The sequence below is a fragment of the Pseudocnuella soli genome, assembly GCF_004347775.1.
GTDB classification, from domain to species: Bacteria; Bacteroidota; Bacteroidia; order Chitinophagales; family Chitinophagaceae; genus Flavisolibacter; species Flavisolibacter aquaticus.
Genome location: NZ_CP037755.1, coordinates 1885832 through 1898134 on the forward strand (window position 1 = coordinate 1885832; position 12303 = coordinate 1898134).

At 50.1% G+C, this 12303-nt stretch carries 10 protein-coding genes; 1 reads left to right on the forward strand and 9 read right to left on the reverse strand.

The annotated features are described in order from the left end of the window. Positions 1-197: 197 nt before the first annotated feature. The 3 genes from EPD17_RS07880 to EPD17_RS07890 form a co-directional block, all read right to left on the reverse strand. Complete coding sequence (locus EPD17_RS07880; protein ID WP_165929560.1) at positions 198-2702, reverse strand: sensor histidine kinase; 2505 nt, start codon at positions 2700-2702, stop codon at positions 198-200. Positions 2703-3081: 379 nt separating this feature from the next. Further along, positions 3082-4539, reverse strand: a complete 1458-nt coding sequence (locus tag EPD17_RS07885) for a glycogen-binding domain-containing protein (RefSeq protein WP_165929561.1) — start codon at positions 4537-4539, stop codon at positions 3082-3084. Then, on the reverse strand, positions 4536-5513 hold the full coding sequence (locus tag EPD17_RS07890) for an aspartyl protease family protein (protein ID WP_132053241.1): 978 nt from the start codon (positions 5511-5513) through the stop codon (positions 4536-4538). Before EPD17_RS07890 ends, EPD17_RS07885 begins: the two co-directional genes overlap by 4 nt. A 258-nt stretch (positions 5514-5771) precedes the next feature. Here EPD17_RS07890 and EPD17_RS07895 point away from each other — a divergent pair, with 258 nt between their 5' ends. Then, entirely contained in the window at positions 5772-5978 is a 207-nt protein-coding gene (locus tag EPD17_RS07895) for a hypothetical protein (RefSeq protein WP_132053243.1), read from the forward strand. An 80-nt stretch (positions 5979-6058) separates the two neighbouring features. On the opposite strand, the gene EPD17_RS07900 is transcribed toward EPD17_RS07895, so the two are convergent. The 6 genes from EPD17_RS07900 to EPD17_RS07920 all read right to left on the reverse strand — a co-directional run bounded on the left by EPD17_RS07900 (position 6059) and on the right by EPD17_RS07920 (position 12278). After that, a complete protein-coding gene (locus EPD17_RS07900) occupies positions 6059-6757 on the reverse strand; it encodes a PRC-barrel domain-containing protein (RefSeq protein ID WP_114235237.1) in 699 nt (232 codons plus the stop codon). Between the two features lie 71 nt (positions 6758-6828). Further along, a complete protein-coding gene (locus tag EPD17_RS19940) occupies positions 6829-7005 on the reverse strand; it encodes a hypothetical protein (RefSeq protein WP_155523205.1) in 177 nt (58 codons plus the stop codon). 139 nt (positions 7006-7144) lie between these two features. After that, complete coding sequence (locus EPD17_RS07905; protein ID WP_132053245.1) at positions 7145-8200, reverse strand: NAD(P)/FAD-dependent oxidoreductase; 1056 nt, start codon at positions 8198-8200, stop codon at positions 7145-7147. 175 nt (positions 8201-8375) lie between these two features. Then, positions 8376-8759, reverse strand: a complete 384-nt coding sequence (locus EPD17_RS07910; RefSeq protein ID WP_114235235.1) for a rhodanese-like domain-containing protein — start codon at positions 8757-8759, stop codon at positions 8376-8378. A 77-nt stretch (positions 8760-8836) separates the two neighbouring features. Beyond that, the gene (locus tag EPD17_RS07915; protein ID WP_132053247.1) at positions 8837-10768 is read right to left on the reverse strand and encodes an alpha-2-macroglobulin family protein; all 1932 of its coding nucleotides are present in this window, start codon (positions 10766-10768) and stop codon (positions 8837-8839) included. Between the two features lie 106 nt (positions 10769-10874). Then, positions 10875-12278 (reverse strand): hypothetical protein, encoded by a 1404-nt coding sequence (locus EPD17_RS07920; RefSeq protein WP_132053249.1) that lies wholly within the window; start codon positions 12276-12278, stop codon positions 10875-10877. Positions 12279-12303: the final 25 nt, after the last annotated feature.

Below are 12303 nucleotides of genomic sequence, written 5' to 3' on the forward strand. Positions count from 1 at the left end.
ATTCTAATGTATTGCCTTAAAATGGCAAATCCTATAGCTCAGGTTTGAATTAGGTGCACCTAAAAATGCAGAAACCTGTTTGGTTGTGGCGAGGTTATAACCATTCTTGACGGGTATAAAAAAGCCATCCTGACACTGTACTGTGGACCGGATGGCTTTTTAAAATTGTTATTCGCAACTTATGCGTAGCAACGTATTTAATTGCTGGCTGCAAACGAGTGGAACATAAAGGCCGTTTCAGCGGGCAGCGGAAAGGATGCCCGTATGGTACAACCCTTTCCAGGCCTTGTTTCCAACACAAACTGTCCGTTCATGTTTTCGGCCCTGGTGCGCATGTTGGTAATACCAATGCCTACCCATTTTTCTTTGCAGTTGAAGCCTTTGCCATCATCGCGGATGGTGAGCTGCAGCGTATCATTTTGATACTGTAAAATAATCTCTGCACAGGAGGCAGCGGCATATTTAATGACGTTGTTCAAGCCCTCCTGTATGATGCGGTAGATGCTCAGGTGCAGGTCTTCGGAGATGTGCAGTTTTTCGATGCCCTGCTGCTTGAAGCACACCATTAATTTATTGGTCAGGTTAACGCTTTCCACCAGGTCGGCAATGGAGTCGTGCAGCGTGATCTTGCCCAGCGTAGGAGCAGAAAGGCGTTTGGAAATGCTGCGGATTTCGTTGATACAATCCTGCAGGTACTGCGTGGAGCGCTCCAGTAATGCACGGTCTTCGCGGTAGCCGCTCAGGTATATTTCGTTGTACAGCTTTACGGTAGTGAGCACCTGGTTTACATTGTCGTGCAGTTCCAGGCCCAATTTCGACCGCTCGGTTTCCTGCGCTTTGATCACCGCCGATGTAATTTCTTTTTGCTTGTTGCGCAGTTCCGCATCCAGTCGTTTTTGCAATTCCACGCGGTCTGTTATGTCCCGCGCATTTACAATGATGCCGCCAATGAGCGGGTTGGCCGAATGATCGATGCCTTTCGATTCAAGCCAAACATAATGGCCGTCCTTGTGCCGAAAACGGTGTTGCACGCCAGTCAGTGCTTCGTTTGTTTTAACCCGCTCCATGCCAGCCATTGTTTCCTGCATATCATTGGGGTGTATATATTCGCCCAGGTGTTTGCCCAGCAGTTCATTTGCTGTAAAACCCAAAGACCTTGAAACGCTGTCACTTACATAAGTAAAGCAACCCTGCATGTCGAGGATGGCAATCAGGTCGGAGCCTTCCTGCACCATTGCCTTAAATTTCTGTTCGCTAAACGCCAGTTCCTGTTCTGCTTTTTTCCTTTCGGTAATGTCTTTGGCAAAAGCTACATACCGCGACAGTTCGTTGGCTTCATTCAGCACCGGCTGTATGTTGAGCGACACCCAATAAGGCCTGCCGCTTTTGCTGTGGCAAAGGGCTTCCATTTGCACATGCCCACCTGCATTTACGGTTTGCTGAATATGCCGGTCGTCGGCTGCACTGAACGTACTGGCAAATACTTCGTTCGGTGTTTTGCCCAATACATCTTTGGCGTCATATTCGCTAAGGGTGCAGAAGGCTTTATTTACCCAGGTAATGCGGTTTTCTTTATTGGTGATCAGAATCGATTGGGTCGATTCTTCGGCTATCATAGAAAGTTCGCGAATCCGATCGTCGATCACTTTTTGTTCGGTGATGTCGCGGCTGTTGTACACCAGCCCATTAATATCGGGATCGTCCAACAGGTTGGTTACGGTAGAAGCAATCCAGCGCCAGTTGCCTTTGCTGTCGCGAAACCGGATTGGACCAAGTTCCAGCTGCTTCTGGTTAAATGCCTGCTGCAGCAAAGCTTCAACGTTCACTGCATCTTCGGGATGGATAAAATCGGTGACCGATTTTCCCATAACATAATCAGTGGTATAACCAAGCAAGGTTTCCACGCTTTGCCCCACATATTGGTACCGTCCTTCGGCATCCAGAATGCCTACCATATCGGTGCAGTTTTGCACCAGCTTGCGAAATTTGTTTTCGCTTTGCTGCGCTGCCTGCTCCGAAAGTTTTTGCTGTGTTACATCTTGCAGCGTGCCAATGGTGTAATGATGTCTGCCCGCTTCGTCGTAATACATTTCGCGGTGGTGGTGCAGGTGCACCACCGTTCCATCGGGGCGGATGATGCGGTACTGGTGCTGGCGGTTTACGGAGGTGTCGGTTTGTATAAACTCAGCCCTTACCCACTGGTCTTCGGGGTGCAGCAGGCTCCACAGGTGGTCGATGGTAAAATCGGGTACCTCTTGTTTGGTGAGGCCCGTAATGGCGTGGATATTTTCCGATAAGTATTGAAAACGGCGGTTGATTACATCAAATTCAAAATTGGCCACACCGGCAATTTCCTGCGCTTTCAACAGCCGGCGCTCCAGTGCCCGCTGCCCCGATCCATCGCGGGCTACGCAATACAGCAATTCATCTTCTTTGCTCCACCTTGCCGACCAGCTCACATACACGATGGAACCGTCCTTGCGGCGGTAGCGGTTTTCGTGGTGGTGGGTAAATGCAACGGCAGTATTATCGGCAATGGCCTTCAGTGTGTGGTACACATCTTCCTGCAGGATAAAATCGGTAAACGGGCGGCCCACCATTTCGGAAGACTCGTAACCCCAAAAGGCTGGCGATGCATCGCTGACATAGCGGATGATGCCGTTGCGGTCGAATACGCAGACTACGTCCACGATATGTTTCATCAACCGGGATGGGTCAAATTTGTAGGATATTGGCCCGGTCCCTTTTTGATCAGGGATTGCGTGGGCATGGATTTTCATGAATACAAAGATTTGAAAAAATGGGTCGCGTTTATTTGATGCGGGTCAATGTTTGCCGAAAAGATGCGCAAATACACAATAATACCTATGCGCCTACAGCGCTTGTACTTAATTTTTTCAGGCAAAAAGCAGCAAAACAAATAGGGGAGCGGGTTTGGGCGCAGCGTTTTTTCAACAACAGCCTTTTTTTGCTTCGGCAAAAAACAAATCAAATTACACAGCCAAACCAAGAAAATGCGGGCTATAAATGTTGATTTTTTTAATAAAAATGTTGCAGAAAAATGCGCAAAAAGCCATGAAATTAACGACCAAACCAGAGGATGGAATTACCGGTTTTGTGTTCGTTTTGCTCCCATAATTTATTCTCCGGATCCAGTATCCACTGGCCATCCACCACAAATTTATACCGGTGTTTTCCGTTCCACAGGTGCAGCGGCAGCACCCATTCGTTGCCCCGGCGTTGCATGGGAAAAGATGTTGGGTTCCAGTTGTTGAAATCGCCAGCCAAAAACACCCGCTTTGCTTGGTCAAAACCTTTTAGCCTGAACGTATGGTTGGCGCCCAGCACAAAATGCGAGTTGTTGCCGGCTACAGGTGGATTAGCCGGGTCGGACGTCCATTGGCCATCCACCAAAAAGCGGTATTCATAATTGCCCGGGCCCAGCACATAAGGCAGTTCCCATCCGTTGGCTGTTTTACGCATTTGCAGTTCAAACGGCCGCCAGTTGTTGAACGAGCCGGCTACCCGCACTTCTTTGGCAGCTGTAAACCCGGGCAGTTGAAACAGGTACGGTTTGCCCAAAGCAATGTATGAGTTATAGCCGCCTTCGCCGTCGGGCAACTGTTTGGGGTTTTGTGGATCTGTTACCCATTTGCCATCGGCTACAAACTTGTATGCGTGTGTTCCTTCGGAAAGATAGAGCGGCAATACCCAGCCCCGCTCGGTGCGCTGCATGGCCAACTCACGGGGCCGCCATTGGTTGAACGAGCCGGCGAGGTACACATTTTTGGCGCCTTCAAAACCGGGCAACAAAAACACCGTATTTGTTTGGAAAAAAATAGAATTAATGTTGCCTTCGCCATCGTTTTCGCGTTGCTGGTTATCGGCATCAACCATCCAGTGGCCATCGGCAATAAACTTGTACCAGTATTTTCCGCCGCCCAGTTTTACGCCCACTTCCCAGCCACCTTCAGTGCGCTTCATAGGCAGGGCTTCCGGGTCCCAATTGTTGAACGAGCCGGCCAGCATCACCTGCCGCGCATTTTCATGGCCGCGCAGAAAAAAGCGCACTACCGAATCGCGGCTTGTTTCGAAAGCGGGCTTGTTTCGAAAGCGGTTATGCCCAAACGTGAGTCCGTTGTTGGTGGCCGGAAAGCGTTGTGCAAAAGTTGGTTTTGTTTCGGTAAAACGAATGCGGCTTTCTGGATTATTCCATTCTTCAAAATGCTGGAAACCTTTGGTGATGATCAGCGTTTTCCGGTTGGTTTGTGCCACCCGCCAGCCTGCTTTACCCAACGCTTCGGCGCTGTTTTTAAACACCAGTTCATTGAGCTGCAAGTGCTGTAGGTCGAACTGTGCCACAAAAGAATCCAGCGTGGCAGCCGAAATGTTGCGGTCGATTTTAATTTGCATCCGCCCGTCTTTGACGGTGTATGATGGAAACAGTACCTGTGCCTGCAGCAGCAGCGGCAGCAAAAAGTAGAATGTACAGGCCATGATGCGTACCACCCGGCGCGACTTCCATATGGTACGGCTCATTTCCATAAATACATTTTTCTGGTCACAAAATTAAACCCGATTTTTTTCAGCGGCATAAAATGCAGCCCAATCACGCCGTGCACGCCCATATTTTGCGAAAAGCAGGTATGCTCCAGGTTGGCAATGAGCACCGGCAGGGGTTCCAGCGCATTAGCACCCAGTTGCAGTCCATTGGCATTGCCGCGCAGCGCCTCCACATCTTTGGTGCTGGTGCCTTTGATGGTCATGCGGCCAATGATCGATACATGGTTCAGGATGCTTTCCGGCAGCCGGCTGTCGAGGATGCCGGTTTCGGCACCACTGTCCAGCACTAGCTTTAATTTTTTTCCTTTCAAATGAAGGTTCAGCATCACCTGGTTGTTTTGCACCGCTATTTCCTCAGTTAAAAACCCCGCCTGTTGCAGGTGCGGACTGTTGTATTTGGCACCTTCGCGGCGGCCAATCCGGTGAAAATATACCATGCCGGATTCATAATCAATCACCATTTCACAGTTTTTCAACAGCTCGTAACCAATCAGGCCCAGCACTTTAATGCCTTTGCTGTTTTCAATCTGGCCCAGGTCCACCAGGTCGGCTTCAAAATGGTGGTAGGCCATGGCGCCGATGCCAAAATTTTTGACGGTGGTTTTTTGGATGGCCGATGCGGTTCCCGAAACGCTGGTGTGCTCTTCGTTTGAAACCACGCTGACGGGGTAGTGGCGGAAATAAACCTGGTTGAGCACCAGGTGCGGTGCGCCAGTGTCAAGAATAAAGTTGCCCTCCACGCCATCCACCACGCCTTTAAGCACAATGAGGTTGCCAATGCGGTTAAATGGTACCGCCGTACTCAACGAGTCGTCCTGCTTGGCCGGGTCAAAAATCTCGATCCATTTTATTTCAGCGCCAGCAGGCTTTGCTACTGCAGGTAATGGGCGGCCTTCAACGGGTAGTGTTTTGAACGATGCACACAATAGGGCCAGCAGCACAAGCAGCATGGTCCTGATGAATATTTGGGCAAATATGGTTTTGGTTTGCAGCAAAGCGCCGGCTCTTGGTTTTGCTATGTAACGACGCTTGGCGCAGTTAAGTTACCCGCTTTATACCAGCGGTTAAATAGCAGTATGGACCGGCCTATGTGTTAAGGCTTTATCAATCACCACTGGTAAAAAGGCTGTGCACTGCCGATAACATGGCAGCTTTTTTGAAACAAGAACCAGTGATGATTGATTTATTAAACCCTAAAACTTTAAGCTATGGCAAAAAATGAAATAGAGCGGAGCCAGCAGCAGGACCAAGGCGTAACCATTGGTACGCAGGGCAACAACGACATGGTAATACCGGGACCGGCCACACATGGCAGCCATGAACAAGAGCGGGGATCGGAGCATCAAATTCCCAACCAGGACAAATCTTCGGCTAACCGTAACCGGAATACCGAGCAGGAGCGCAACAGTGATTAAGTTTTGGGCTAGCCCCAAAAAAGAGCGGCATGTTTCCTTCGGGTAAACATGCCGCTCTTTTATTTTAAGCTGCGTTTATTTTAAATATCCCGATGCTTGCCGGTTCTGCGGTAGTATTCGTCGTCGGTTTCGGCGCGGTGGCGCTGGCCGTCTTCAAATCCACGGCGATATGCCTCGTCGTTATCGCGTTTGGCGTGGGTGTCGTTATAGTCCAGGTCGCTGCGCCGTACGGGCTCGTTGTGGTACACCGGCCGGTCGGTAGCGGGTGTTTGGGAAACAAAACCCTGCCGGCGGCGCAGCATGTTGTTGTCATCAAAATGCTCGTGGTTGTAAAAGCCTTCATCCACATCGGTTTGGGACAGGCCACCTTGCTGCGTGGAGCCCAGCGCTGTGTTGCCGAAAATAAAGCGCACATCGTGCTCGGCCTTGGCGCCCAACCGCGACTTATTGTAGCTGGGCAGGGCCCGCAACTGAAACGCATTTACCGAAGGCAAAAACACATCGTTGTCCGATGCATCCAGTTCGGCCATGCCAATGGGCACCAACACAGTGCGGCGGTCCAACTCCAGTTCGGGTGTGTCCAGTATCTGCAGCACCATATAGCGCACTTTGCCGGCCCTGATGTCGAAGATCAGGTCCTGCACGGTACCGAATTTCAGTTTGTTGGCGTCCCGCACATCCCAGCCGCGGATATCGGGTTGGTTTTTGGGAATGGTGTAATCGCTGCCGCTCAGTTCGCGGAGCCGGGTGGTAGGTTCGGGTGTTTTTTTACCAAACATATACCTGTATTTTATGGCAGGCTACAAGCCCGCCGGTTGATGAATATTTTTTAGCGCAAATACCTCGGTAGCTACCGCGTGGCCGGTGCTGCGGTTGAATCGTATGCTGCATCGGGTGTGGTGGTAACCGCCGCTGGTTCGTCGTTGTTATACAGTAGGAAAAATGCCAGTACGGCCAAAATGATTAGGGTTAGAATGATCCAGGGAAGGGGAGACTTTCTTTTTTTTACTACATCGAGGTCTGCCATATGGTTACGTTTTTGGGTTCGATATAGTACAGTAAAAATTTATGCCACCGAAGAAATGTGGTTTGGAGGCACATAGTTATGCGCAGCAAAATGCTACTTGCTCATTCAGTTGCTGCATTAAAAGCAGTAGGCTGTTTCCTTAAAATTTCGTCAGCACCCGTTCAAAACGTTTTACGTCGGCTTCTGGCGTAATGGGTGTGCCGTGTACCAGGTGCGCTGCAAATTGGTGGGCAAAATAAGGTGCCAGCGAAGTGCCTTTTGTGCCCAACCCATTAAAAATGCCGATGGCCGGGTGCTGCGGGTGCAGGCCCACAAACGGGCGGCGTTCCACCGTGGCGGGGCGGATGGCTGCTTTGTGGTCCACTACGGTAAAGGGCAGCTTTAGCCATTCGCGCAGGTGTTGTTCGGTCCGTTGCCGGAACTCAGGCGTTGGCGCTGCATCGGCAAACCGGTTTTGATACGTAGAGCCCACCCAAAACAAACCCTTTTGCGCCAGCGGTGCCAGCAGGTGCGATTGCTTAAAAATGTGCTTGTCTTCCAGCCCGGCACATTCAATAAACAGCGCCTCGCCTTTGTTGGCGGAAAAGGGAAGGGCCCGGAACCATTTGTTTTCTTCGCCCTGGTGCCCTTCGCAAAAAATGATCTTTTGCGCATTAATGTCTTCATACCTCACGCCATCGGGCTGCACCTTAAGTGCTTCGGGGTGAAACCGGTGATCGCGGAAATGTTGCGGCATAGCGGCCCGCCAGGCCTGCATCAGCAACTGCAGGTCCACACAAAAAGCGGGGCGTACCTGGCCGCAGCCATAGTGGTAATTGAAAAATTTATTAAAATGGTTTTGGTCGGGGTAAGTGTGCAGGTAGGTATCATCTTCGGTGATGCGGGTAACAAACAGATCGCGGCTTTCGCTATTGGGAAAAAACCGGATCATGTCGAGGTGACGCACCACCTGCACCTGCAGAAAAGTTTCCATTTCGCTATATGTGGTGCGGGCAAATGGCAACAGTTCTTCAATCATCCAGCTGCGCACAAAACGCCTGCCGGTAACGGGGTTGATGATGCCGGCAGCAACCCTTGAAGAAGTGATGGGCGCCGCTTCATCCAGCACCAAAAAAGATTTGCCTGCCCGGTGCAGGGCCCACGAAAGCATGGTGCCTGCAATTCCCTGTCCGATGATGAGGTAATCCACTTGCATGGTTCAAAGGTACAGGCGCAGCTATTTCGGTTGTGCGTCCTGTTTGTCTTAGAAATTGTGGGCTTAGTGTATTTTCAAAAACAACTTTGGGTTGATGAATATGTGGGTGAAGGCACACGAAATCCTGTCCGGATGTGCATCCAGCCTGTAATAGTTGCGACCTTAATTTTTTTAATTACTGCTCTACGTTTTTGCCGGCTTCTTTCCATGCTTTGATGCCGCCATCCAAATGCGCTACATTTTCATAACCCATTTGTTTGAGGGTAGCGGCGGCCAGTGCCGATCGACCGCCCGAGGCACAATGCAGAATAATGCGTTTGGATTTGTCGAACTCCGGCTTGTGATAAGGCAGCGTTTCGTCGGCATAAAACTCCAGCATGCCGCGGGGCGCATGCACCGACCCGGGGATCTTCCCTGTTTGCGACAACTCTTCTTTTTCGCGGATGTCGATCAGCGTTGCGCCGCCGTCGCGCAGCGATGTTTCCACCTCATCGGGGCTGAGGTTTTCAATTTGTTGCTTGGCTTCCTTAACCAGTTCTGTTGCAGATTTTGCGGCCATAGTTAAAGGTTTATTGGTTCACTAAATCTACAACAGTGTGTCTTGAAAGGCAAATTGCTTTTTAGGAAGTCGGCCGTTTATTCAATCTCCATTTTTACTATGCCTTGCCTAGCCAGTGCCTTCCCGGTGCGCATTTCTGTAAGTTCTGTAATACCGCTGTGAAAAGTGCCGCGGTGCGCCGCTTTTATGCGGTAGGTAAATGTGGTGCGGCCGGCCGGCAATTTGGTCAACCACCATCTTTTTGCACCCACCATGTTTTGCTCAAAAATGCTTGCATTTATACTGGTAGTGCCCAATGGTGCAAAGCCCGCGGGCCATCCGGATTGAAGCTGCAGCCCCGTTCTTGCCTGGTCGTTATTCAACTGCAACCTTACTTCCAAAGTATCGCCCAGCGAAACAGGAATTCCTTCACTCCATAGTGTCTTTTTTCTTCCGTTGCATAAAAAGATTTCAGGCTGAAGATTAACGCCGCTAGCGGGGTCCAAATACTCGTCAAAATATTGCCAATAAGCCACTGTAATAGGCATAGAAGCGCCGCCCGTTTTGCCTATTGTAATGTTGCCGGCTGCGGGGTGCACCAAACCTGCATCAACGGTAGTTGTATAAAAGTATGCATTTGTTTGTACGGGTCGTGGCGGCAGGTTGCCCATCTGCACAGAAGTGGGTTGCAGTGGAATTAAATTCGCATCGTCGGCTAAAAGCGCATAGGCAGCACCGGTAGTTTCCGATGCAGTCTGCCAGCCTTCAGGATTGCCTGTTTGCAAAAGGGAGAAAGTAAGGCTATCTGCTGCTTCCGTGTTGTTTAAAAGCGCTGCTGCTTCCAGCAATAAACTTGTTTCGCTTGCCAATTGATCCCTGGTGTCCAAGCTGGGTGCTGATGGTTTTTGTTGCTGCAAAGCAAGCATTAAAACGTTTTTTGCCTGTGCGGTATCCCCTCTGCGCCACAGCACCACCGCCATCATGGCCTGTGTTCCGAGGCTTTCGTTGCCCAACGTTGCTGAAACATTTATGGCGTTGGAAATTTTTTTGTCGACCGGCTGCAACAAACTTTCGAGGTAAGCCAGGCTAATTGCAGACAATTCGGCTTTTGACTTTATCAAAAATCGCACAGCGTTTTTGGTCATGTTGTTTATTGCACTGTGCTGTGCTGCAGGTATTGCCGAACGGTGGATCAATCTAGCCAGTGTTATGGCAACAGTATGCGTTGTCGTTGCATTGGTATTGCTGCCACGCCAGGGGGCAAAGCCACCAGCGGCTTGTTGCGTTAGTTGTAATGTTTGCAGTGCTGCTGTAAATTGTTGTTGCAGGTAAACCAGCTCAAAAGCCTGCAATATTAATTCCTTCGCCATTGCTTTGGCAGCGTCGGGTTGTTGCCGTACCAACTGCATTAAAATACCAGCGGCAAACAAGCGGTTCGCTGCTGCCTCAGCACCAGAGTTTTCTTGCTGCAGCAAATGGCCCAAAGCCGCATATGCAAAAGGGGCAGGTGTTGCTGCCATTTGCACCTGTAATGCAGCCTGTTGCAGGCTTTCGTTTTCGGCGCTGTTCACCAACTGCGGAATAGAAAAGGGTCCACTGCCTTTATGCACTGCAGATTGTGTGTGTAGTTGCCGGTATGGAAGCACCGGCACAAGCGCATTCACCGTTGCCGTATCTGCTGCGGCACTGGCCACGTATCGCAGCCTTGCCGTTTTGAAAAAAGTATAAGGCACTTCCACCGGGAAACGCACTGTAGCGCTATCTGCCGGTGATGCGGTAAAATATTGGTTCGGAAAAAAGTTTTGAAACCACCCGTCCACCGCAGTGCCCGATGTTGCATCCTGCAGTTGCAGTTCCGATTGACCAGTAACCTCTTTTTTGCTGTTGTTTTTTACATGCAGCAACAACTCCATCCGGTCGCCGGGGCGCAGAAACCGGGGTGCCGCCGAACGCAGCATTAACGACTGGGCCCTAGTCGTTGTCGATAAAAAGAGGAGTAGAATGGCGCAACAAAAAATGGAACAACGCATAACCGGATTCAAAGCGCCAAAATAAGATTTTGTTGCACTGCGCAATGGTTAAAGTAGCGCCAGGCCACTGATCGCATATAGCCTGACGCTTGAAGCAATCTATTTTTTAGAAAATAACATGCGCAATGCCGATGGAAAAATTACCCAGTAAATCGCGGCGTTTAAAGTTCTGACCAAACCATGGACTGCCATCTTCCATTTTTTGTTGGTAATGCTCGTAACTGGCACCCGTCTGAAACGAAAGCCTTGTGTTGTAGCTGATGAAGTAGTCGCCGTTCAGGTAAAGCCCCGGCTTAATGCTGGTAATTGAACGAGCCAAATTGTCGCCGCCCAACAAGTTCCAAGTGCCTGTCATGTTAAAGCCGCCGGTAACAATGGTCCTGTTGTTGGGATAATATCCTATTTCATAAAACAGGTCGGCATGATAAACGGACGACTCGTCATTAACGGTTTGCTCCGGTGTGTTGGTAGCCGTTTGTTTAATACGTAAGCCGTTTCGTGTGTAGCTTGCCGAAGCACCCATATTACGCTGCCACTTTAGCGAAACGGGCACATGGCGGCTAAAGCCCAGCACGGGTTTCAGGTTGTACCCATTATTATTTCTAAAGGCTTCAGAATCCTTCTGATCAACGGTGCTTTTTTGAACGACCCGTAACCAACTGGCGCCAGGTGTTACGTTGACATACCAACGGGTACCGGATGCACGGGTGGGGTTAAATGCCAGCGCCCAGTTATCGTTGATCGTGGTAAAAACGCGGATGTCGCCGCTGCCGGTCAATCCTTCCCGCTGCAAAAAATCATGGATGGTGGTAAGTTCATAAATACGACGGCGGCGGCTGTCGAACACTCTTCGGTTGTTGATGGCCGTTATAACCTGCGCTAGCTTCAGTGCTGTTTGTTCGTCGGCAGGTCGTTGCAGCAAACCTTGTTGCTGCAGGTCGTTTAAAATAAACAAAGCCATTTGTGCGTCCTGCACCAGTTCTATACGGCCACGGCCAAAGCCCAATGTAACGGAGCCTGCCAACTGTGGGTTATTGGTTTTTTGTATACTGCTGGAGTCGGTTGAGCGGCTGCCTGCAGTTGCAGCAAAAGCGTTGCCACCTAGTTCCCAGAACCAATTATTTGCCCTGTAGTTGCGTTGGGTAATAGATGCATTTACCGAGGCAGATCCATTACGTGACTGTCGGTCTGTTTTTGAAAAGCCATTTTCCGCTTTGTTGCCGGTTGACGAAAACTGGCTGCCCACGCTAATTTCAGCTTGCTGCCAAACACGGTCGGTGCTTTTGAAACTAGCGAATGATACATTGGTAGGTTGCAGCGCAAAATTGCGCATAATCGCCTGGCCGTTGCCGCTCTTGCCATTGGTGTACACACCACTCATGCCGGAGTTGACCGTTAGTGCCCGAAAGCCAGGTGTGCGGTATTTGTAGTTTTTGAGCAGCGTACTGTCTTGTGCAAATGCGGGAATGGTAGCCAATGCGAAGCAGGCGGAGAGTAGATTTTTTCTCATGGGCAAATTAGTTTTGAGTGTTGAT